The 23729-nt window shown below is 48.2% G+C and carries 20 protein-coding genes; 13 read left to right on the top strand and 7 right to left on the bottom strand.

Going from position 1 to position 23729, the window contains the following annotated elements:
* Positions 1–113: 113 nt before the first annotated feature.
* Positions 114–1025 (top strand): LysR family transcriptional regulator, encoded by a 912-nt coding sequence (locus SHD_RS13205; RefSeq protein WP_023267568.1) that lies wholly within the window; start codon positions 114–116, stop codon positions 1023–1025.
* 90 nt (positions 1026–1115) lie between these two features.
* On the opposite strand, the gene ettA is transcribed toward SHD_RS13205, so the two are convergent.
* The gene (ettA, locus tag SHD_RS13200; RefSeq protein ID WP_023267567.1) at positions 1116–2783 is read right to left on the bottom strand and encodes an energy-dependent translational throttle protein EttA; all 1668 of its coding nucleotides are present in this window, start codon (positions 2781–2783) and stop codon (positions 1116–1118) included.
* Positions 2784–2973: 190 nt separating this feature from the next.
* Between ettA and glyA the strand changes: the two genes are divergently transcribed.
* The 9 genes from glyA to SHD_RS13155 all read left to right on the top strand — a co-directional run bounded on the left by glyA (position 2974) and on the right by SHD_RS13155 (position 10506).
* Entirely contained in the window at positions 2974–4227 is a 1254-nt protein-coding gene (gene glyA / locus SHD_RS13195) for a serine hydroxymethyltransferase (protein ID WP_011625551.1), read from the top strand.
* A gap of 196 nt (positions 4228–4423) precedes the next feature.
* On the top strand, positions 4424–4873 hold the full coding sequence (nrdR, locus tag SHD_RS13190; RefSeq protein WP_011073317.1) for a transcriptional regulator NrdR: 450 nt from the start codon (positions 4424–4426) through the stop codon (positions 4871–4873).
* Positions 4874–4960: 87 nt separating this feature from the next.
* Positions 4961–6106, top strand: coding sequence for a bifunctional diaminohydroxyphosphoribosylaminopyrimidine deaminase/5-amino-6-(5-phosphoribosylamino)uracil reductase RibD (gene ribD / locus SHD_RS13185; protein ID WP_023267566.1), 1146 nt, complete (start codon positions 4961–4963; stop codon positions 6104–6106).
* A gap of 7 nt (positions 6107–6113) precedes the next feature.
* Positions 6114–6770, top strand: a complete 657-nt coding sequence (locus SHD_RS13180) for a riboflavin synthase (protein ID WP_023267565.1) — start codon at positions 6114–6116, stop codon at positions 6768–6770.
* Positions 6771–6837: 67 nt separating this feature from the next.
* The gene (ribBA, locus tag SHD_RS13175) at positions 6838–7941 is read left to right on the top strand and encodes a bifunctional 3,4-dihydroxy-2-butanone-4-phosphate synthase/GTP cyclohydrolase II (RefSeq protein ID WP_023267564.1); all 1104 of its coding nucleotides are present in this window, start codon (positions 6838–6840) and stop codon (positions 7939–7941) included.
* 140 nt (positions 7942–8081) lie between these two features.
* Positions 8082–8558: a 6,7-dimethyl-8-ribityllumazine synthase gene (ribH, locus tag SHD_RS13170; protein WP_011073313.1), complete on the top strand. Its 477-nt coding sequence runs from the start codon at positions 8082–8084 to the stop codon at positions 8556–8558.
* Between the two features lie 14 nt (positions 8559–8572).
* A complete protein-coding gene (gene nusB, locus SHD_RS13165; RefSeq protein WP_011621889.1) occupies positions 8573–8977 on the top strand; it encodes a transcription antitermination factor NusB in 405 nt (134 codons plus the stop codon).
* Between the two features lie 78 nt (positions 8978–9055).
* Complete coding sequence (gene thiL / locus SHD_RS13160) at positions 9056–10012, top strand: thiamine-phosphate kinase (RefSeq protein WP_011621890.1); 957 nt, start codon at positions 9056–9058, stop codon at positions 10010–10012.
* Positions 10012–10506, top strand: a complete 495-nt coding sequence (locus SHD_RS13155; protein ID WP_023267562.1) for a phosphatidylglycerophosphatase A family protein — start codon at positions 10012–10014, stop codon at positions 10504–10506. The genes thiL and SHD_RS13155 overlap by 1 nt, the downstream gene beginning before the upstream one ends.
* Before the next feature lie 397 nt (positions 10507–10903).
* On the opposite strand, the gene recN is transcribed toward SHD_RS13155, so the two are convergent.
* Together recN and SHD_RS13145 are read right to left on the bottom strand one after the other, a co-directional pair.
* On the bottom strand, positions 10904–12562 hold the full coding sequence (recN, locus tag SHD_RS13150) for a DNA repair protein RecN (RefSeq protein ID WP_023267561.1): 1659 nt from the start codon (positions 12560–12562) through the stop codon (positions 10904–10906).
* Between the two features lie 129 nt (positions 12563–12691).
* Positions 12692–13654 carry an AEC family transporter gene (locus SHD_RS13145; RefSeq protein WP_023267560.1) on the bottom strand — a complete coding sequence of 321 codons (963 nt, stop codon included), beginning with the start codon at positions 13652–13654 and terminating at the stop codon, positions 12692–12694.
* A gap of 278 nt (positions 13655–13932) precedes the next feature.
* Between SHD_RS13145 and lldR the strand changes: the two genes are divergently transcribed.
* Positions 13933–14832, top strand: a complete 900-nt coding sequence (lldR, locus tag SHD_RS13140) for a LysR family transcriptional regulator LldR (protein ID WP_023267559.1) — start codon at positions 13933–13935, stop codon at positions 14830–14832.
* A gap of 5 nt (positions 14833–14837) precedes the next feature.
* Here lldR and SHD_RS13135 read toward each other — a convergent pair whose 3' ends face one another.
* The 3 genes from SHD_RS13135 to barA form a co-directional block, all read right to left on the bottom strand.
* Positions 14838–15071 carry a DUF3319 domain-containing protein gene (locus tag SHD_RS13135; protein WP_023267558.1) on the bottom strand — a complete coding sequence of 78 codons (234 nt, stop codon included), beginning with the start codon at positions 15069–15071 and terminating at the stop codon, positions 14838–14840.
* Positions 15072–15169: 98 nt separating this feature from the next.
* Positions 15170–15769, bottom strand: coding sequence for a YjaG family protein (locus SHD_RS13130; protein ID WP_023267557.1), 600 nt, complete (start codon positions 15767–15769; stop codon positions 15170–15172).
* Entirely contained in the window at positions 15744–18551 is a 2808-nt protein-coding gene (gene barA / locus SHD_RS13125; protein WP_023267556.1) for a two-component sensor histidine kinase BarA, read from the bottom strand. The genes SHD_RS13130 and barA overlap by 26 nt, the downstream gene beginning before the upstream one ends.
* A gap of 101 nt (positions 18552–18652) precedes the next feature.
* On the opposite strand from barA, the gene rlmD reads away from it, so the two are divergent.
* Positions 18653–20002, top strand: a complete 1350-nt coding sequence (rlmD, locus tag SHD_RS13120; RefSeq protein ID WP_023267555.1) for a 23S rRNA (uracil(1939)-C(5))-methyltransferase RlmD — start codon at positions 18653–18655, stop codon at positions 20000–20002.
* Positions 20003–20192: 190 nt separating this feature from the next.
* The gene (gene relA / locus SHD_RS13115) at positions 20193–22400 is read left to right on the top strand and encodes a GTP diphosphokinase (protein ID WP_023267554.1); all 2208 of its coding nucleotides are present in this window, start codon (positions 20193–20195) and stop codon (positions 22398–22400) included.
* Positions 22401–22802: 402 nt separating this feature from the next.
* On the opposite strand, the gene SHD_RS13110 is transcribed toward relA, so the two are convergent.
* A complete protein-coding gene (locus SHD_RS13110) occupies positions 22803–23681 on the bottom strand; it encodes a hypothetical protein (protein WP_023267553.1) in 879 nt (292 codons plus the stop codon).
* Positions 23682–23729: the final 48 nt, after the last annotated feature.

The following is a 23729-nucleotide window of genomic DNA, read 5'->3' as shown; positions in this document are numbered from 1 at the left end:
AAAAAACTTAGATAAACACGACAAATTGCGCTTATTTGTTGCATAATTCGGATGAATACACGTTTAAAACCGATTATTTAGTGCAAGGCAATCAACATAAAGGCGGATAAACCATGGATAGACTCGAAGCGGCAAAGGTGTTTGTGACTATCGTCGATCGGGGGAGCATGATTGGCGCCGCCGAGGCGTTAGATATGTCGCGCTCTATGGTAACTCGTTATTTGGCCGAGATGGAGGAATGGTCGGGCGCACGTTTGTTGCACCGCTCGACAAGACGTTTGAGCTTGACCAGTGCGGGCGAGCAAGTGCTCGATTACTGCCAGCGTTTGCTTGAATTAGCACAGGAAGTCCCCACCGTCAGTCATGCCCAAAGCGCCCAACCCAGAGGATTATTGCGGATTAGCTGTTCGCAATTTATGGCGCATTTGCTCCTTCCCACGGTCGTTCGTCCCTACTTAGCCCAATATCCTCAGGCGAGTGTGAACTTTCATGTAACGAGTCAAACCGTTGATTTAGTCGCTGAGCGCATCGATCTTGCTATTCGAATCACCAACGAACTCGATCCTTCACTTATCGCAAGGCGCTTAGGGGAATGTGAGTCCGTGGTCTGCGCCTCGCCACGTTACCTTGCCACCCATTCGGCTGTCACACATCCTGAGGATTTAACCCGGCATAATTGCCTGACCTATTCCTACTTTGGCGATGTGATGTGGCGTTTTACTCAAATTAATCATCCTGATGGTATCGAGGCAGGACAGCTTTTTAATATTCCCGTAAGAGGTAATTTAAGTGCCAATGATTCTATGGTGGTGTTAAACGCTACTTTAGCGGGGGAGGGGATTGCCATGCAGCCCCTGTGGGCGGCGAAGCCCTATCTCGACACTGGCGAATTAGTGCCATTGTTGCTGGAGTTTCAACCTCAAACCTTGGGCGTATACGGCGTATATCAATCCCGTAAACATATGCAGCCTGCATTAAGAGTGATGATGGATATGCTGGTGGCTTATTTTGCTAGTTTGAAATAGCGCCAAAGTCAGTTCTGCCTAATCAATTACCATAAAAAAGGAGCTTAACTCTTTCGAGTTAAGCTCCTTAAATAAGGTTAGGTTCTAAATCTATTTCGTCATACGCTTGTATTTTAAGCGGTGTGGTTCAATCACATCGGCACCATAGGTGTTCTTCAACCATGCCGAGTATTCGGTGTAGTTACCTTCGTAGAAGTTTACTTGGCCTTCGTCGCGGTAGTCCAGAATGTGGGTCGCGATACGGTCTAAGAACCAACGGTCGTGCGAGATCACCATAGCGCAACCCGGGAATTCGAGGATCGCTTCTTCCAGTGCGCGCAGGGTTTCAACGTCTAAGTCGTTGGTTGGTTCGTCGAGGAGCAGTACGTTACCGCCAGCCTGTAACAGTTTAGCTAAGTGAACACGGTTGCGCTCACCGCCCGATAGAGTACCGATAATCTTTTGCTGATCCGCACCACGGAAGTTAAAGCGGCCAACATAGGCGCGACTTGGAATTTCCATGTTGTTGATGCGCATGATGTCTTGACCACCAGAGATTTCTTGCCAAATGGTGTTCTTGTCATTCATCGAATCGCGGAACTGCTCAACCGACGCCAGTTGTACTGTTTCACCTATCTCAATGGTGCCACTATCAGGTTGCTCGCTGCCAGACAGCATGCGGAACAGGGTCGATTTACCTGCACCGTTGGCTCCGATAATACCGACGATCGCGCCCTTAGGAATCGAGAACGACAGGTTATCGATTAGCACGCGATCACCATAGGACTTGGTTAAGTTCTTCACTTCGATGACTTTATCACCTAAACGTGGTCCAGGCGGAATAAACAGCTCGTTGGTTTCGTTACGTTTTTGGTAATCTGTGGTGTTCAGCTCTTCGAAGCGCGCCATACGGGCTTTGCCCTTAGACTGACGGCCTTTCGCACCTTGGCGAACCCATTCTAATTCTTTTGCAATGGTCTTTTGACGCGCGCTTTCAGCGGCCGATTCCTGCTTCAAGCGAGCATCTTTTTGCTCAAGCCATGAAGAGTAGTTGCCTTCCCATGGGATACCCTCACCACGGTCAAGTTCTAAAATCCAACCAGCAGCATTGTCGAGGAAGTAACGGTCGTGGGTAATCGCCACAACGGTGCCCGAGTATTCCTGCAGGAAGTGTTCGAGCCAAGCGACTGATTCGGCGTCCAAGTGGTTGGTCGGTTCGTCGAGTAGCAGCATCTCTGGCTTTTCCAGCAGCAGACGGCAAATCGCCACACGGCGGCGCTCACCACCCGATAAGACTTCAATCTTTTCATCCCAATCTGGCAGACGCAGGGCGTTCGCCGCACGTTCGAGGATGTTGTCCAGATTGTGGGCGTCCTGCGCCTGAATGATCGCTTCGAGTTCACCTTGCTCTTTGGCAAGGGCGTCGAAGTCTGCATCTGGATCCGCGTAAGCCGCATAGACTTCGTCTAAGCGTTTGAGGGCATTTTTGGCTTCAGAAACCGCTTCTTCAATCGCCTCACGTACGGTTTGCGTTGGGTCGAGTTTCGGTTCCTGTGGCAGGTAACCAATCTTCAGGCCCGGCATTGGACGCGCTTCACCCTCAATTTCGGTATCGATACCGGCCATGATGCGCAGTAGGGTGGATTTACCTGAACCGTTAAGACCTAACACACCGATCTTAGCGCCGGGGAAAAAGCTTAAGGAAATGTCTTTAAGGATCTGCTTCTTAGGAGGAACAACCTTGCCCACCCGCAGCATGCTGTAAACAAACTGAGCCATTTTTCTGCATCTATAAGTGACTAATGATGCGGCTAATTCTACTCGATTGTGCGCCGAACTCAACTCGGCATTGAGGTGAGTTCAAGGTAAAACTGTAGGATTTTCATGTTTCAGAGACTGGGATTGTCGGCTCGTTACGAGTAGAATACCGCGCAACCCTACCTACAAGAATTGGCAGCTGGAGTAAGCAATGCTGAAAAAAGATATGAATATCGCAGATTATGATCCGGAACTGTTCAACGCAATTCAGAACGAAACTCTGCGTCAAGAAGAGCATATTGAGCTGATTGCTTCTGAAAACTACACCAGTCCACGCGTGATGCAAGCGCAAGGTTCACAATTAACCAACAAGTACGCCGAAGGTTACCCAGGCAAGCGTTACTACGGTGGTTGTGAGTATGTGGACGTAGTTGAAACCTTAGCGATTGAGCGTGCAAAACAACTGTTTGGTGCGACTTACGCAAACGTACAACCTCACTCAGGTTCTCAAGCAAACAGCGCCGTTTACATGGCATTGTTAAAACCAGGCGATACCGTTTTAGGTATGAACCTCGCTCATGGTGGTCACTTGACCCACGGTTCACCTGTAAACTTCTCCGGTAGACTGTACAACATCATTCCTTACGGCATCGATGAATCAGGCAAAATCGACTACGACGAAATGGAACGTCTGGCGGTTGAACATAAGCCTAAGATGATGATCGGTGGTTTCTCTGCTTACTCAGGCATCGTTGACTGGGCAAGAATGCGCGAAATTGCAGACAAAATAGGTGCTTACCTGTTTGTCGACATGGCACACGTTGCGGGTCTTATCGCCGCTGGTGTGTATCCAAACCCAGTGCCACACGCTCACGTTGTGACGTCAACCACTCACAAGACCTTAGCCGGTCCTCGTGGTGGTATCATTCTGTCTGCTGCCGACGATGAAGAGCTGTACAAGAAGCTGAACTCAGCGGTATTCCCAGGCGGTCAAGGCGGTCCTTTGATGCACGTTATCGCGGGTAAAGCGGTCGCCTTCAAAGAAGCTTTAGAGCCAGAGTTCAAAGCTTACCAACAACAAGTGGTTAAGAACGCTAAAGCCATGGTTGAAGTGTTCTTAGAGCGCGGTTACAAGATCGTTTCTGGCGGTACTGACAACCACTTAATGCTGGTGGACTTAATTGGTCGCGACCTGACGGGTAAAGAAGCCGATGCCGCTTTAGGTAGCGCAAACATCACAGTAAACAAAAACTCTGTGCCAAACGATCCACGTTCTCCATTCGTGACCTCTGGTGTACGTATTGGTACGCCTGCGATCACTCGCCGTGGCTTTAAAGAAGCTGAAGCGAAAGAGTTAACCGGTTGGATCTGTGACATCCTCGACGATGCCCACAATCCAGCGGTTATCGAGCGCGTAAAAGGCCAAGTATTGGCACTGTGCGCCCGTTTCCCTGTTTACGGTTAATTCGTTAATTTATCTGAATATGGCGGCTGAGTTCACAACTGCTTAGGGTGTCACTCTTAGGTGGTTAACCTCAGCCGATAAATAGGATAAAATCCCATGGCCGCATTAAGCGGCCATTTTTATTGCTAAAATCTTAGACTTAAACCTGCTCGGTTTAAGCAAGATAGGCTTTATTCCATTCACGGCAGGAGGCTCAATGCATTGTCCATTTTGCAGCGCGACAGATACTAAAGTGATCGATTCCCGATTAGTGGCGGAAGGCCATCAAGTGCGTCGTCGCCGAGAATGCACCGAATGCCACGAAAGATTTACCACCTTCGAAGGCGCCGAATTAGTCATGCCACGGGTGATTAAACGCGATGGTACGCGCCAACCCTTCGATGAAGAAAAGCTGCAAGCAGGCATGTTACGCGCGGTCGAAAAGCGCCCCGTGTCCATGGATGAAATCGAGCAGGCCTTAAGTAAAATCAAGTCAACGCTGCGGGCGACTGGCGAGCGTGAAGTGCCTTCCGAGATGATAGGTAACTTGATGATGGAACAGTTAATGAGCCTAGACAAGGTTGCCTATATTCGTTTTGCCTCGGTTTATCGCGCCTTTGAAGACGTCTCCGAATTTGGTGAGGCGATTGCGAAACTGCAAAAGTAACATGGGTTATCTTAGGTTAGCGCTTAGGTTAGCGCCTCGTTATGCGCCGCATTCGGGCACGCTTCCTCAAGATTTCATAGGGTTTATATGAATTGGTCAGAACTCGATAACCAGATGATGAGCCGAGCCATACAACTGGCTCGCAAAGGATTTTATACCACTCGCCCCAATCCCAGTGTGGGCTGCGTTATCGTAAAAGATAATCAGATTGTCGGTGAAGGTTATCATCAAAAAGCGGGCGAGCCCCACGCCGAGGTGCATGCACTGCGGATGGCTGGCGAGTTTGCCCGTGGCGCGACCGCCTATGTCACCTTAGAACCTTGCAGCCATTATGGCCGCACACCGCCCTGTGCCTTGGCGCTGATCAATACTGGTGTAAAACGAGTGGTGGTCGCAGTTGAAGATCCCAATCCGCAGGTCGGTGGTCGCGGTATTCAAATGCTGCGCGATGCGGGCATTCAAGTGGATGTCGGTTTACATCGCGACGAAGCTTACGCCTTAAATCTTGGTTTTATGAAGCGCATGGAGTCGGGCCTACCTTGGGTGACGGTAAAGCTTGCCGCGAGTCTCGATGGCAAAACCGCGTTATCAAACGGGGTGTCTAAATGGATTACAGGCCCCGAAGCTCGCCGCGATGTGCAGCGCTTACGTTTGCGCGCCTGCGCACTGGTCACTGGGATTGAAACCGTACTGGCCGATGACCCTTCGCTCAATGTGCGCTACTCAGAGCTTGGCAGTTTTAGCTCGCAATTGAGTGAGGCGCAAATTTTACAGCCGCTGCGGGTGATTTTAGATAGTCGTTGCCGCATGCCGATTAAGGCAGCCTTGCTTGCGATTGAATCGCCGATTTTATTAGTCTCAACTGAGCCATACTCGCCAGCCTTTATGGCGCAGTTGCCGTCCCATGTGACTTGTCTTCAATTACCGGCGATTGATGGTCGCATCTCGCTGCCCACACTCTTAAGCTATTTAGGCAAAAGCTGTAATCAGGTGCTTATCGAAGCGGGCGCGACCTTAGCAGGTGCCTTTATCGGCGCGGGTTTAGCCGATGAGTTAGTACTGTATCAAGCGATGAAAATCCTTGGCGCACAAGGACGTAATCTACTCGAATTACCCGATTATCAAATGATGGCCGATATTCCGACCCTCAAACTGGTCGATGAGCGTAAAGTGGGCGCGGATACGCGTTTCACCTTGCGGCTCACGTCCAATCCATCTTTAGCGAATAAGTGAGTTAACCATGTTTACTGGGATTATTGAGGCCGTTGGCACGCTGCGAAAGCTTGAACGTAAAGGCGATGATATTCGTTTGACGGTCGCCAGTGGCAAACTGGATTTAAGCGATGTGCGTTTAGGCGACAGTATCGCCACCAACGGTGTATGTTTGACTGTGGTTCAGCAATTAGCCGATGGCTATGTGGCGGATGTGTCGGCTGAAACTGTCAGTCTCACAGGTTTTGCAAACTATAAAGTGGGTACTAAGGTCAATCTTGAAAAAGCGGTTACCCCGACAACTCGCCTTGGCGGGCATATGGTCAGCGGCCATGTGGATGGCATTGCCACCGTAGAGCAGCGTCTTGTTCGTGGTCAAGCGATTGAGTTTTGGCTAGCGGCGCCAACTGAGCTGGCGCGCTATATTGCCCATAAAGGTTCTATCACCATCGATGGCGTGAGCCTCACGGTAAACGAGGTCGATGGACACCGTTTTCGTTTAACCATAGTGCCTCATACGGCGGGTGAAACCACACTGGTGGATTTGAAAGCCGGCGATAAGGTAAATATTGAAGTGGATTTAATCGCCCGCTATTTAGAGCGTTTAATGCGCTTTGATACTAAAGAAACTCAAGGCGGTGGGGTGACCATGGAAATGTTAGCCCGTGCTGGCTTTGTGCGTTAGGGCACTGGCACTTAGCTCACTTAGGTATAGAATTTCATAACAACAGTAAAATCATAAAGGTCCTACAATGGCGCTGCACAGTATAGAAGAGATCATCGAGGATATTCGTCAAGGCAAAATGGTTATTTTGATGGATGACGAAGACAGAGAAAACGAAGGCGACCTGATTATGGCGGCCGAGTTGGTGACGCCTGAAGCGATTAACTTTATGGCGAAATACGGCCGTGGACTCATCTGCCAAACCATGACTAAAGCCCGTTGCCAGCAGTTAAACCTGCCCTTGATGGTGACTAACAATAATGCGCAGTTCTCGACTAACTTTACGGTATCGATTGAAGCGGCAGAAGGCGTAACCACCGGGATTTCGGCCCACGATCGCGCGGTGACGGTGAAAGCAGCCGTGGCTAAAGATGCCAAGGCATCGGATTTAGTTCAGCCTGGTCATATCTTCCCATTAATGGCGCAGGACGGCGGCGTGTTAACCCGCGCTGGTCACACTGAAGCGGGCTGTGATTTAGCCCGTTTAGCGGGGCTTGAACCATCAGGGGTGATTGTTGAGATCCTCAATGAAGACGGCACTATGGCCCGTCGCCCAGATTTAGAGATTTTCTCTGAATTACATGGGATTAAAATCGGCACTATTGCGGCACTGATTGAATACCGTAACACCAAAGAAACCACTGTCGTGCGCGAAGCTAAATGTAAACTGCCAACCCGCTTTGGCGAGTTCGATATGGTGACCTTTAGGGATACTATCGACAATCAATTACACTTTGCCTTAGTGAAGGGCGAGGTGAAGCCTGACTGTTTAGTGCGGGTACATTTACAGAATACGTTTAACGATCTACTTCACTCTGAGCGCGATCAGCAACGTAGCTGGCCGCTGGAAAAAGCGATGGCGCGGATTTCTGCCGAAGGTGGTGTATTGGTGTTGCTTGGCAATCAAGAACATTCAAGTGAAATTCTCGCTAAAGTCAAAGCCTTTGAAGCGGAAGATCAAGGTCAAACGCCTGTATCGGCTAAATGGCAAGGTACGTCGCGCCGCGTCGGTGTGGGTTCACAAATTCTGGCCAGTTTAGGTGTGACAAAAATGCGACTCTTAAGCTCCCCTAAGCGTTACCATTCACTCTCAGGCTTTGGTCTTGAAGTGACCGAATACGTGGCGGAGTAACAGGCTAAGCTTAATTAGATGTTGCACTAAGGTAAAATTAACCATTTCTATCATTTGCATAAGGCTGTAGGCGTTTGACTGTGGTATCATGTCGCCACTTTTCGCCCAAGCTGGGTGCTTTAGCTAAATTAGGTAAGAAAATGAACGTAGTTCAAGGTAATATCGAAGCGAAGAATGCCAAAGTTGCGATTGTAATTTCGCGTTTTAACAGCTTTTTAGTTGAGAGCCTGCTTGAAGGTGCACTTGACACGCTTAAACGTTTTGGCCAAGTCAGTGATGAAAACATCACTGTCGTCCGTGTACCTGGTGCGGTTGAGTTACCGCTGGCTGCACGTCGTGTTGCCGCAAGTGGTAAGTTTGACGGTATCATCGCACTTGGTGCTGTGATCCGTGGTGGTACCCCTCATTTTGATTTTGTTGCAGGTGAATGTAACAAAGGTCTAGCTCAAATCGCATTAGAGTTCGATCTGCCCGTTGCCTTCGGTGTATTGACGACAGATACCATTGAACAAGCCATTGAGCGTTCAGGTACTAAAGCGGGTAACAAGGGCGGCGAAGCTGCACTAAGCTTGCTTGAAATGGTCAATGTTCTGCAACAGCTAGAACAACAGTTGTAATAGTAGGAAAAATAATGAAGCCTTCTGAGCGCCGCAAGGCCCGCCGTTTAGCCGTTCAGGCCATCTATTCATGGCAACTAAGCGGGAATAATATTGCCGATGTCGAGCACGAGTTTTTAACTGAACAGAGCCTCGACGGTGTTGATGTAGCTTATTTTCGTGAGCTATTTGCAGGCGTAGCAACTAAGAAAACCCAACTGGATGAGTTGTTCATTCCACACTTAGACCGCCCCATTGATGAGGTGTCGCCAGTGGAGAAAGCCATAGTTCGCTTAGCGGCATATGAGCTGACTTTCCGTAAAGATGTGCCGTTCAAAGTCGCGATTAACGAGGCGATTGAACTGGCTAAAGCTTTCGGTGCGGATGAAAGCCATAAGTTTGTTAATGGATTACTCGACAAACTGGTTGCACGTAAGTAATAAGGACAAACGGTATCTTAGGATACCGTTTTTCATTGCTAACAAAGGTGGCCGATGTGAGTCGCGCCAAACTGTACAGTGAAAGAATTCCAACTTATTGAATGTTATTTCAATCACCGCGGCCCCACGCGCCGTGATGTTAAATTAAGCATTGGTGACGATTGCGCCCTAGTGCAGCCCGCCGAAAACAAGTCGATCGCGATCTCCTGCGATACCTTAGTCGAAAATGTTCACTTCTTCCCTGATATCCCTCCTCAAGCCTTAGGTTACAAAGCCTTAGCGGTAAATCTTTCTGATTTAGCAGCAATGGGTGCTGAGCCTGCGTGGATGACGCTTGCGCTTACTTTGCCAGAGGTTAACGAAGCCTGGCTGAGTGGTTTTAGTGAGGGACTTTTCGAAGCGGCTGAGTATTACGGCATTGCCCTTATTGGCGGCGATACTACTCGCGGCCCTAGAGCCATTAATATTACCGTGCATGGCCAAGTGCCGCAGGGTAAGGCATTGACTCGTCACGGTGCAAAAGCGGGTGACTGGATTTATGTGACTGGTACGCTAGGCGATTCAGCATTAGGGCTGGATTTGATCCGCGGTGTGCAACATGCACGTGCGGAGCATAAAGAGTTCTTAATTAATCGCCATTATCGTCCGACGCCTCGAGTATTAGCGGGTCAGTCGTTACGGTCTTTGGCATCCAGTGCTATCGATTTATCCGACGGTTTTATCTCCGATATTGGCCATATCCTCAAAGCATCACAGGTGGGGGCTGTTGTTGATGTTGGTTTGATTCCGTTATCCCGCGCCATGCAAGATACCGTGAGTGAAGAGCATGCCTTAGGTTATGCGCTAACGGGGGGCGAGGATTATGAATTGCTCTTTACCGTGCCAGAGGCACAAAAAGGTGCGTTAGAAACAGCACTGAGTCACGCAGGAACTAAGTTTGTGCGGGTTGGGCAAATCTGTGCGGGCAGTAAACTTAAGTTGCAACTCAATGGTGAGCCGTTTACGCCGCCATATCATGGCTTTGAGCACTTTTAATGAAGTTGTTATCCCAAGATCAGGCGCTGTCGCGCCTGTCTCTTAAAAATCCGATCCATTTTTTAGCATTAGGCTTTGGCAGCGGTTTAGCGGCTAAGGCGCCCGGCACCTTTGGTACCTTGGCGGCCGTCCCGCTCTATTTGTTGTTGGCGCAATTGCCCTTGAGTTGGTATTTAGCCGTGACCTTAGTGTGCGTACTCGCGGGGATTTATATCTGTGATAAGGCTGCGAAGGACATGGGCGTACATGACCATGGTGCAATTGTTTGGGATGAAGTCGCAGGTCTATTAATCACTATGATTGCGGCGCCAGCCGGAGTGCTCTGGTTAATTGTTGGTTTTGTGCTTTTTCGTCTCTTTGACATCATCAAGCCGTGGCCAATCCGTTGGCTCGATGCCAAGGTCGAAGGCGGTTTTGGCATTATGATCGACGATGTACTGGCAGGGATTTTCGCTCTCGTTTGTTTGCAAGTGATCGTCGTTTTTAGCCAATAATCTCTTTTTGGTTATTCATCTAGGGCGTGTTGACGTTTCGAGATTAGATTTTCTTCGTTCTGGCAAGCACTTGCTCACGAAACGAAGAATGATGTGTCATTATTCTACTCAAATGACGAGCGGCTCTTATGACAGAAAGTAAGAGCAGGGCTGCCAGACGAATCCTTCGGGCAGCATTTGGCTGGCGTTTCTGCCGCGTTATCGTCCGTTTATGTAGAATAACTACACAGCACGGACGTTGCCTTGCATAAAAGCCCGCCAAGTTGCTGCAAAAAACAGAAACGCCAACACGCCCTAGTTAACTCAAACTAAAGTTCGTTACCCTATAAATACCAATGCCTTATCTGATGTCGATAAGGCATTGGTTATGACGTGGAATATTTGGCTTAGTGTATTCTTACTTTAATAATTCTCGTGCATTAGCGAGAGTGTTAGCAGTAATTGTATCGCCACCAAGAAGTCTGGCTAATTCTTTGATACGTTGCTCCCTATCCAAAGGCATCATAGTGGTTTCTGTACTTCCCGCCTTGTTGAATTTGTTCACAAACATATGCTGGTGACCATTACCTGCAACTTGCGGCAAATGGGTCACACACAATACTTGGGTCGATTCGCCAAGGCTGCGTAGCATACGTCCAACTACGGCTGCGGTTGGGCCCGATATACCCACATCGACTTCGTCGAAAATGAGTGTCGGTGTGGCAACCTTTTTCGCGGTAATCACTTGGATCCCTAAGCCAATACGTGACAATTCGCCGCCTGAGGCAACCCTAGATATAGGTTGTAACGGCTGACCTGGGTTGGTGGTAACCATAAACTCAATATTATCGCTGCCATTCATCGACATGATCTCTGGGTTGAAATTCACTTCAATGGTGAACTTACCCTTAGGCATATTGAGTTCGTGAATGGATTGAGTCACCAACTTATCCAACTCTTTCGCATAACGGGCGCGGCTCTGACTCAGCTTTTGCGCGTTCGCGAGGTAGGCCGCTTTACTAGCCTCCACTTGAAGTTGGATTTCTTCGAGTTTATTTTCATCATCATCGAGTGTGGTGAGTTCGGCCCTGAGGGCGAGATGATGCTCGGCTAATTTGTCAGGACTAACATGGTGCTTACGGGCCAGTTGCATGGCTTTAGAGAGCCTTTCCTCTAAATAGGCAAAATGCGCGGGATCGAGTTCGAGTTTACTTAGGTAGTGCTGCAATTCGCCAGCGCTCTCTTGCACTTGAATAAGCGCTTCGTTCAGCATAGTGCTGACATTGGTTAATGCGGGGTCATAGCTTTGCAAATTCTCTGCAAGGCTGACGGCTTTATTCAGCAGTGACTCGATATTGCTCTCTTCACCATCTGTGAGTAAAAACAGGCTGGCTTGGCAGCTATCGACCAATTCGGTACCGTTTGCGAGACGTTTGTGCTCCTGTTCAATCTCTTCAAACTCTCCCACCTTAAGATCAAACTCATCTAACTCTTCAACTTGATATTGCACCAGTTGTTTACGGGCGATACGTTCCTGCTGGGAGGCTTCTAATTGCTTGAGTTCGGCTTCGATTTGTTTACAGCGCTGATAGCTTGCCGCCACTGCGTCTATCAGTAGTCTGTGATTGGCGTAGCTATCGAGTAAGGTGAGCTGGTGTTCACTCTTTAACATGGCATGATGGGCGTGTTGGCCATGGATCCCTACAAGTAATTGCCCCAGTAATTTTAACTGAGTCAAAGGAACGGGATTGCCATTGATATAGGCGCGTGAGCGGCCGTCACTGCCAATGGTTCGACGCAGAATACACTCATCATCGAGTTCGAGATCGTTATCTTCGAGCCAGCGTTTTGCCAGAGGCACATCCTCGAGTGAAAATCGGGCACTGACTTCGGTTTTGCTCGCGCCAGGGCGAACACTGCTGGCATCGGCACGGTTACCTAGGCACAAGCCTAAGGCGTCGATGGCAATAGATTTACCCGCGCCAGTCTCACCGGTAATGCTGGTCATACCGGGTCGAAAGTCCAGTTCAAGGAAACGTACGATAGCGAAATTGTTGATGCTGAGTTGGCAAAGCATAGTGAGTTCCTGTCGAAAAACTTACCAAATCACTGTATTGATAAACAGTATATACTGAATTTATATACAGTAAAGTGACTTTGGGTGAATATTCGACATGTCGCTTTGTTATAAAATCTAATTAGTTGTTTATGAATAGATTTTAACAAGTTGTTCCAGAATGGGTAGGCTGAAAAAGGTCACTATAGTGCCAAAGAGTATCCCTTGGGCACTGCTGGAGGCCTGGGTGTTATAGCGTTGGGCCAAAAGATAGACGCTTGCCGCCGTGGGCAAGGCGCTAAGTATGACACCCATAACGAGATAGTCACCGGTGACACCCAAGCCTTTTAACATGAAGTAAACCAAGGCGGGTTGCAGGATGAGTTTAAACAGGTTGATAAGGCTGAGTTCGATAAAGTTTGTCAGGCTAAAGACCTTGCTATCTTTTTGATAGCGCATGGCTTTCGCCAATACCATGCCGACGGCAAAGAGGGCGCAGGGACTGGACGTATTGCCTATCTGCTGGATCATCATTGCCAAGCCGGAGGGGAGAGTTATCCCTAATGCCGAAATGGCCACACCAATAAAGCAACCGATTACAATTGGGTTTTTCACCACGGCTAGCAGCATGATCACCGCGGCGTGATGTTGTCGCTGTTTATTGGTGGCGAGTTCTAGCGAGACCAAGGCCACGGCAAACATGAGCACGGACAATAAACTGGCAATCGCAGCGGCAACTAAGGCGCTTTGTTGCTGGGGAAATAAGATGATAAGGAGCGGAATACCAATAAATGCGGTATTACCAAAAGTGGCATTTAAGGCCCGCACGGCGGCAATTGCATGTTGTTTAGGATTAACCAGTAGGGAGATGCCGATACAAACGAGGTAAATCACCAGCATGGCGGCACTGTATCCGGCAATAAATCTCCATTGCAGAATATCTTCAATCGGCTGCTGTGCCAGTGCTATCAATAGGATGGCAGGAAACGCAATATAGTAAACATATTGATTGAGTACTTGGTCTGTTTCTACTGGGAGAAAGCGCAGTTTTTGCACAAGTGTGCCCAGTAGCATGATCCCGAAGACGGCAAACAGAGGGGTTAAAATGGTCATGACCCTCACTCATCCTTTTGTGTTGCTTATCCCGCGAGATAGCCTTAGTGATGCTTGATTTCATTCAAGCATCACTAAGGCGAAGTCGGCTGGGATGTTATTTCAGCGAATTAATGATAATCGGCGCTAGCGCAGTAAATTTGTTAGCAAAATAGCATAGCATTCTCCCTAAGAGCTATTGCGCTATGGTCGTAGAAATGAATAATTCTACGTTTAAAACACAATGAGTTAGTGCGCGTTATGGATGCTGGCACTGACATAAATGATAGGGATTGAAAATGGCTGATGATGTAGGCGGCGAGCTACAGTTAATTTATCTGTTTGTGCATTTAGTGAATGCGGGGAGTTTTTCCCAAGCGGCTAAAGAGCTCGATATGCCCATCGCCACCGTGAGTCGCAAGCTGGCCAAGCTTGAGGAAAAGCTCGATAAGCAATTGTTTATGCGTAGCACCCGTAAGCTGCGATTAACCGAAGAAGGTCTAGCATTATTCCAACGTTATCAGAGTGTCATTGCCCAATTTGATGAACTCAGCGGTGTCGGAAGTGATAAACCCGAAGGGACATTGCGGATTGCGGCGCCGATTTCGATTATTTCCATCATTTTTATCCGTGCACTGAACGAGTTTGGGCGTTTATATCCCGATATTCGCCTACATATTTCCCAAAGCAATGAGTTGGTGGATTTAATTGATAAAGGGATTGATGTGGCGATAGTGGGCGGTGCCCAGCCCGATTCCTCTTGGGTGTCGAGTACCTTAGGCGAGCTTGATTATTGTTTGTTTGCGACGCCAGAATATTTAGCCTCGGCGCCTAAGTTAACCCATCCCGATGATCTTGAAGCGCATCAGTTAATTAAGGTGTGGCCACTGTTTAACTGGCACTTAAAGCACCCGAATGGCGAGTCGTTTTATTTTAATGGCCCGACAAAGCTTACGCTCACTGATTTGCACGGGGCGATTCAGGCGACACTCGATCACGGCGGTATACTCTATGGCCCTGAATTATTTGTAAAACAGCAGATTAAAGAGGGAAAGTTAAAAGTGCTTTTGCCCGAATGGATAGGTGAACAGCGCAGAATATCGATTCTGTATCATCAGCGAAGTCAGCAGCCGCTAAAGGTAAAAGTGTTTATCGAGTTTATGCAGTCTAAGGCGCCCGAGCTGTTTTCGATGGCGTAAGCTCGTTAGCGTTTGCGTGGTTTTAGCGGATTTTTACTCATGGAGTTTTGGGTCTGTTTCGCCTCTTGAAGGCTAGCGCGGGTGGCGGGCACAATCCCCAGTTCAAGGTAGTAACTGACTAAACGGCGCAGTTCAAACAAAGAGCCAATACGGCTCTGCTCACCTATGGTGAGTTTCCAGGTATCGGTGCGGCCTTCGCTATTGGTTAAGATAAATCCTTGGTAAACGAGTTTTCTCATATTGAATGGATGCCTAGCTAAGTCCTATCCCCTCGTGCAGTATTCCCCAGTATAAGATGCTACCTAAAAGCCAAGTCTCTTAGGTAGCCTGTTCCTATTTAGGCCACGCTAATGCCGATATTCGATACACCGGCTTCGATAATCTCTTTGCGTAAACCTTTCACCAACTCGGCGGTGATCTTAGGATTTTCTTCGATGATTTCCAGCAGCGTATTTTGCAGTTCGCGCTCTTCTTCCATCACTTCATGGGCGAAGACGTAGTCATCTAAGGCATCATCGGTTAAATCCACATCGCTGATAGTCTCGATATAGTTCGCCACAGTGCTTGAGGATAACTTGCTAATATTGGTGATATCTTCTTCAAGGTTGGTCTGAATCGCACCAAGTAATGTCGAGAGCGCAACTACGGCGTCCATCGCTGGGTATACGCCATAGCTATCAAAATCGGCAGGTTCTGGGGTGTTATCTTCTAAGCGTTGCAGATGCACATCGATGTTGAATTTTAGCTTGTTGTCGTACTGGGATTGCCAAAGAAGATCGAGCACAGTGCTTAATACCGCAGGATCGCCAAACTCACAAACCTCTGAAAACAATTGGTAATTTGGTAACATTCGTTGGCAAAGAGCAATGGCAAAGAGTTTTTTCTGTGGTAGTTCTAGCGCTTTTAAACGCTTAAAGAAGCCCGTTTTTTTGGTCATCTGTTATTTCCGCTGATAGCTGTGATAGCACTTGTTTTGCCGCCGATTCTACCTTAGTTAGCTCATCAAGTAACTCTAGTATTTCCGGTTCGAGATCTTCGACGCGGGCATCACGTTTCAACGCCGATTCAATCTCTTGGCATAATCGCTGTGTGGTTGGCACACCGCAATAGCAACTGGCACCGTGAAGTTTGTGAACGGTTGTCAGCATAGTCGCTTGATCGTTCTGACTCAGCGCCGTCTCAATAGCCGAGACAGTTTGAGGCAAGGAATCCAATAGCATGCGCAGCATATCTAAAGCTAAATCCGACTTATGGTTAGCTTGGGTTAAGCAAAGATCCCAGTTGAGGGTATGTAAATCGAAATGGGTGAACTTGGGCCGAGTGATCCAGCGGTTTATCTCCGCTTTGAGGGCGGCTTCATCGATGGGCTTAGGCAAATAACCATCCATACCGCTACCTAATATCAGCTCACGTTCCTCGGCAATTGCGTGGGCGGTCACGGCAATAATGGGTGTATTACGGTTCATCGACCCTTGGCGAATTTGCTTAGTCGCGCTGATGCCGTCGGTGCCCGGCATTTGGATATCCATAAAGATAAGGTCAAAGGTGCGATTCTTGGCTTGTTTGACGGCTTCTTCACCGCTGTTAACGGCAATAACGGTTGTGACTAGTTCATTGAGCAAGGTTTCAATCAGTTTTAGATTGGCAAAGTTATCATCCACCGCCAATACGGTGAGGGATTGGCGTGCAGCAGGTACAGCAATCGCCACGGGAGGTAAAATGTCATATTCCATCGGTGGATACAGCATATTGCGCGCCAGTTGGTGTTCGCTTACGGGCAGTGACAATACTACATCGGCATTGGGGCGAATAAACTGGCTGAGCATATCTTGTTCTTGGCAATCGAACAGTACGATTAAACAATCCGTCTTACCCTTAGCTTGGTTTAAGGTACCGAGCAATTGGTTAGAATTGCTAAATCCATGGCAGCTCAATAACACATAATCGAACTGATGCTCAGTGGTCGAGAGCGTCGTTAACAAGCTTGGAATGTGTTGATGGTGGGTTACTTTTGTATCCCACTGTTTTAGCTGACGACTAATTACTGAATGGGTGAGGACTCTGGGCTCATAAAACAGCACTGTCTTGTCTTTGAGTTTTTCAAGGGGGAGCGAATCGCCAATCTGGAATTGACCTAGGCCTAATGGTAGGGTGAACCAGAAGTTCGAGCCCTTATCCACCGAAGAAGTAAAGCCAATTTGGCCGCCCATTTGATTGACGAGGCGCTTAGTGATGACTAGCCCTAGCCCTGTTCCGCCAAAGCGGCGAGAAATCGAGGAGTCTGCTTGGCCAAAGGCTTGGAACAGGAAATCCTGTTGGTTTTCATCAATTCCAATGCCGGTATCAATCACATCACAGCGTAGCACCACTTGATCATCGGTCTGGTTTTGTAACTCTAACTTGACTAATACGCTGCCCGAATCGGTAAACTTGATGGCATTGCCCACTAAATTATTGATAATCTGACAAACACGCATCGCATCGCCGTTAACATTGTCGGGGACGTTGGGCGCAATATCGACGACCAATTCCAGCCCTTTTGCCTGCGCGCTACCGGAGATTAAAGTGATTGTCTCACCTAAGGTTTCCCTTAAGCCGAATGGCATGTTTTCTAACACCATTTTGCCGGCTTCGAGTTTAGAGAAGTCGAGAATATCGTTGATAATCGCCAATAGGTTAGTCGCGCTGCGCTCAATGGTATTAATGTAATCGACTTGGCTTGAGTGCAGCGGGGTTTTAACGAGTTGACGGGCAAAGCCTATCACGCCGTTTAATGGTGTGCGCAGCTCGTGGGACATGTTCGCCAAGAATTCCGACTTAATCCGACTGGCCTCCAGCGCGCGTTTTTTGGCTAAGTCGAGCTCGACGTTTTGGATCTCAATCTGCTCTAAGGTTTCCCGTAGATCCGAAGTTGCCTGATCGATATTTTGCTGCATTTCATCGTGATATTCCGATAGTGAGCCCGCCATGGCGTTAATACCGCGTTTAAGCAAATCCAGCTCACCGATAAGATTGCCCTCAAGCCTAGCATCGAGTTTACCCTCACGGATTTTGGCGACCACCCGCACCATTTCTGTAATCGGCTGGGTAACGTTTTTAACCAGACGAAAGGTAAACAACAGGTTTAATTGCACCCCAATCAAGACGATAATAAAGGCGGCCACGGCGGCCCTGTGTTGTTCGAGCAGCGCGCGTTCTTTATTGATAATCACCGAAATATAGCCAAGCAATTCGCCATTATCGGTTTGGATATCAAAATTGACGGGCGCCCCCGCCGCAGTTGGCGCGGTGGCAAAAATCGGTGTGCGTAGGATAAGGCTGTCGCCCACATGTTCGATTTCGGTTTTGTGCAGATTGGTCAGCGCCTCTTTATAGCGCATGATTTCGAAATCTTTGTGGTAATGCGATGTGACAAACAGTTGATTTTGAATGTCAAAAATAGCGATAGATTTAACGAGCGTGGATTTATTCAGTTGGGCTGCGGCAAGGAGCCGTTTGGTCGCTTCCCTGTCATTGCTCACAAGTCCCACTTCACTGGCAATTGCCAGTGGCTCGATAATATTGCTGCCCTGTTCAATCAGCGTATCTTCGAGTTCATAGAAGCGATTTATGGTAAAGTAGCTGCCCAGCAGAATACCGACTAAGATCGTCGGCGCAAGCGCAAGCACCAGAACCCAGGAACGTAAGCTGTATTTGGTCATGTTGTTGACAGGGTTCATAGCCGCAGCGCAGTTTCCTAAGTTCTAGGGACGATATAATTTTATAAGACTGCCAGAAAAAGGGCGGTCTTTACCAGTTTTTTATTGATTTAGAGGCCGAAATGGCACAATTTTTTAAAGCAAAACCAAATAGTTCCAAGCAATTGTCTGCGAAGCAATCCTTTAGCGTGCACCAGCTCGATCATCTTGGGGCAGGTATAGCACAACATCAGGGAAAAGTCGTATTTATCCCCGGCACTTTGCCGAATGAAACTGTGCAGGCGCAGCTGACCGAACAAAAGAAAAATTACGCCCGTGCCAAGCTGATTAAAGTTGAGACGCCGAGCGCTGAGCGAGTCACGCCGCTATGCCCACATTACCAAAGCTGTGGTGGCTGTGATTTACAGCATATGTCATTAGCAGGCCAGCGTGAGCATAAGTCGGCGGCTCTAGTGGATATTATGGCCAAATTTGCTGGCGCCGAAGGCAACTCAGTGCCCGCATTGACCGGCGAAGGTTGGCACTATCGTCGCCGCGCCCGCCTTGCGACCCTATTTGATAAAAATACCAAGCAGTTGAGCCTAGGGTTTCGCGCCTCAAGCAGCAGCCAAGTGGTGCCTATTGATACCTGTTTAGTCTTGGCGAAACCCTTAGCGGATTTAATCGCGCCATTTGCTAAGTTGCTTAATCAGCTGGTGGCCAAATCGAGCCTTGGGCACTTAGAGTTAATTGATGCCGACAATGGTCATTTTGCGGTAATTAGGATCACTAAATCCTTAAACGATAAGGATATGGCCAAGCTTGCGCAGTTTGCCGAGCAGCACCAAATCCATATTTGTTTGCAAGACAATAACGGCGAGTTCCATGGCATCAATGGCACGCTGTTATTGCCTGTTTACCAGTTGCTCGATGATAAAGCCGATGCAACGCCTGTGAGCTTAACCTTTACCCCTGGCAACTTTGTGCAAGTCAACGCGCAAATTAACAAGGCCATGGTGGCGCAAGCGTTAGACTGGTTAGCACCTCAGCCGGGTGAGCGCATTCTCGATCTCTTCTGTGGTATGGGGAACTTCAGTTTGCCTTTAGCTAAACTGGGCGCCGAAGTGATTGGGGTTGAAGGGGTGTCAGAAATGGTCAGTCAAGCCCGTGAAAACGCGGCGGCGAATGGCTTGAGCAATTTAACCTTTTACCATGGCGACTTAAGTGCCGATTTATCCTGTGAGCCTTGGATGGGCAAGATTGATAAATTGCTACTCGACCCTGCCCGCGCGGGGGCGTTTGAGAGTTTGCAATGGCTTAAGAAGATGAAACCTCGCCAAGTGGTTTATGTGTCTTGTAATCCGGCGAGCTTGGCCCGCGACAGTGCGGTGTTACTCGAACGTGGTTACAAGTTACAAAAGTTAGGCTTAATCGATATGTTCCCGCAGACACATCATATCGAAGCCATGGCGTTGTTTGAGCTTGCAAAATAAGTCTTGCAGGCTGGGCAAGCTTGCTTCACTTGCCCGCGTTATTCGAGTGTAAAGTAAGCAAAGCGTTTGAATAACGTAAAAAATGTGAAGTTTCGTCTCGTTGGGTTTGACAAGTCCGTGCCAATGCTGAAGATAGGAGTGCCGAGGTGGTGCCACTTTTCTCTGAGCACGAATAAGGAAACAAATTAAGATGGTCTCTGTTCGCGAAGCGCACTTTAATGATCCCGATTTTCATCTTGAAGAATGGGTGGCTCGCTATGTTAGTCATGTCGATGAGGCGCAAACCTTGCTCGCCCTGATTGAGCAGGTAGATGCTTTACCCGCTAAGAGTCCTGCCGCGAAAAGAGAACTGCTCGAACGTGCCCGAGAGATGATTGAAATCCTCGCGCCGCTGAATATGGACATTGAGACGCTGCAAGCGGCCATTCTGTTTGTGGTGTTTGATGCGGGCTTATTAAACGAAGAAGCGATCAAAGAAAAGTTTGGTGAGCCACTCGCGCGTTTAGTCGCCAGCGTGGTGACCATGAATGCTATTGGCGCGTTAAAAATCAATCCTAATAGCCGCTCAACCGAGCCGCAAATCGACAATATCCGCCGCATGTTGCTGGCGATGGTCGAAGACGTGCGCGCTGTGGTGATTAAACTGGCCGAGCGTGTTTGTTTGCTGCGCGCCGTGAAAAATGCCGACGAAGAAACCCGCGTCTTGCTGGCCCGCGAAATTGCCGACATCTATGCGCCGCTCGCTAACCGTTTGGGGATTGGTCAGTTAAAGTGGGAATTAGAAGATATTTCCTTCCGTTATCTGCATCCAGATACCTACAAGGACATTGCGAAACAGCTAGACGGTAAGCGGTTAGACCGCGAAGTCTATATCGAAAAATTTGTCGAGCAGTTGCAGCAGCGCCTCGATGAGGATCATATCCGCGCTAAGGTCTATGGTCGTCCAAAACATATCTACAGCATCTGGCGCAAGATGAAGGGCAAGCACCTCAAGTTTGATGAGTTGTTTGACGTGCGCGCCGTGCGGATTGTCACCGAGCGTTTGCAGGACTGCTACGGCGCCTTGGGGGTGGTGCACACACTTTGGCACCATATCCCGCGCGAGTTTGATGATTACGTTGCCAATCCTAAACCTAACGGTTATCAATCCATCCATACGGTTGTAGTGGGGCCAGAAGGTAAAACCGTTGAAATTCAAATTCGTACCCAAGATATGCATGAAGATGCAGAGCTGGGTGTTGCCGCGCACTGGAAATACAAAGAGGGTAATCACTCCGGCAAACAGAGCGGCTACGAAGAAAAAATCAATTGGCTGCGTAAAATTCTGCAATGGCAGGAAGACGTGGTCGAAAGCGGCAACTTAGTCGAAGAAGTCCGCAGCCAAGTATTTGAAGACAGAGTCTATGTCTTTACCCCAAGCGGTGAAGTAGTCGACTTGCCACTCGGTTCAACCGTGCTCGACTTTGCCTACTATATTCACTCGCAGGTTGGCCATAAATGTATTGGCGCCAAGGTCGATGGCCGGATTGTGCCGTTTACCTATCAGGTTGAAACGGGCGAGCGCATTGAGATAATCACCTCGAAGCACCCCAATCCTAAGCGCGATTGGCTTAATCCAAACTTAGGTTATATCCGCACCTCGCGGGCGCGCTCGAAAATTCAGCATTGGTTTAAGCAGCAAGACCGCGATAAAAATATTATCGCCGGTAAAGAGATGCTCGAAGCCGAGCTGGCGCGAGTCAGTCTTAAAATCAAAGATGCTGCCATTGCCGTTGAGCGCTTTAATATGGCGAGTATGGACGATTTACTCGCCGCTATCGGCGGCGGTGATGTGCGTTTACATCAGGTTGTTAACCATATCCAAAGTAAGTTGCGCCTCGATGAGGCGAGCGAAGAAGATGCGGTTGAAGAATTAGTTAAGAAGAGCCAATCTAAATCTGGCACCAATAGCCGTGGTCAGGTTGAGGTGAATGGCGTGGGTAACTTACTCAGCCATATCGCCCGTTGCTGCCAACCCGTGCCTGGGGATGAGATTTTAGGCTTTATCACTAAAGGGCGCGGTATTTCGGTGCATCGCTCCGACTGTGAGCAGGTGAAAGAGTTAATGCGTGTTCACCCGGAACGTGGCGTCGATGTGGTTTGGGGCGAAAACTATTCAGGTGGTTATCGTATGCGCCTGCGCGTCTTGGCCCATGACCGCAGCGGCTTATTGCGGGATCTCACCTCGGTACTCGCAGCCGAAAAATCCAATGTGCTCGCCATGAGCTCGTCATCGGATATTAAGAATCAGACGGCAGCCATTGAGCTGGAATTAGAGCTATACAACCTCGATGGCTTATCGCGGGTGTTATCTAAGCTCTCCCAAGTCGATAGCGTGATAGAAGCGCGCAGATTGTAATTCTCGATTCTGTGATTATGCGTTGTAAAAAGCGGTAGGGCATAACGTGCTACCGCTTTTTTGTATTTGGGAGTTTGTAGGGTAAAAGCGTTAAAATAGGAGTGCTAATACCTATACGGCTAAATCACTTATTTGGTCAATTGAAAGCTGCGGAAGATTGATGGATGAGCCATGGCACTTGCTCCCCGACGCGCAGCAAGTCCGTCCTTGGATGCTCGACCGCCCCGTCCATGGGGCGGACGGTCGTCTCGATAATCACCATGGCTCACCTGTTTAGCATTGTCGTAGCCTGTAGACTTAATAATCTTACTCAGCACACTTTTAGACAAAAGCTCGTTAGACGAATCACTCTAACGCTCTTTATTCTGATGAGAAAAAGTATCTTTAAGCACTAAACACTTTTTATGTACCTAGCTTGTGGATATTTTGCGAAATTTCCATGATTACAGCTTTTAAAACTTGCAGGCAGATTTTAGCTGTGTGCTCTCTGGGTGTAAAACCTGACGACATTTGTTGATATGGGTGTATGTAGTTTCGAAAATCCCTCAACGTGTGCGAAAATTTATGGGTATCCAGTTGAATTAACTCTAAATCTTTTGCAACATCAATAAACGTCGCCAATGTCCAATCATGAAACTGCTGTACTTTACCGTCGCGGGTTTTCGGTGATGATTTAGCGGTATTAAACGCCCTAGGATTACTCGATGCAAGTCCAAGAAATATCCCCTCTAACGAGCTACCCGCTAGTAGAATAGTCGATAAATATGCCCCAGAATTGTAAGTTTTTTCAATTTCAACTAATCGTTTGTTTAGTACGTCTGTGACATTAAGATCCAAACCTAAGTCAGAGATCGTGAAACCGCTAAACTCTCGGCTCAAGAAATCAGACTCAGACATGCTGGGCGCATGCGTTCCATTTTCATTTAATTCTACTTTTTGGAGCTTTTTAAAGGTAATTTCGGCTTCATTTCTGATCACTCGCCATTTGTCGAAAGCAAGATACTGATTGAAGTCAGCAATATAACCGTCTAGTTCTCCAATACGCCCGATAAAGTTGACTGGATTAAATACGCTTCTGATACAAGTATCGAGGTTGGGTGTACCATTGATAGTCTCTAAACAATCATCCGTATACTTCCAACGAGAAGGGAAGCCTTGTCCATAAGAATGGTTAAATCCTAATGCGTTAAAAAACCTAACCAAGTTTGGACCTGAGCGATACTCAGTTTCTTCATTGATAAGATCTCGAAGCTTTTCGCTCGTTTTGCTACTGATGATCATTCATTTTCCTCTAGAACATGACGCTGCATTAAAGAATGAACAACGCTT

The organism is Shewanella decolorationis S12 (assembly GCF_000485795.1).
GTDB classification, from domain to species: domain Bacteria; phylum Pseudomonadota; class Gammaproteobacteria; order Enterobacterales; family Shewanellaceae; genus Shewanella; species Shewanella decolorationis.
Note: the sequence above shows the minus strand (reverse complement) of the source record. Positions and strands in the feature narration are given on the sequence as shown.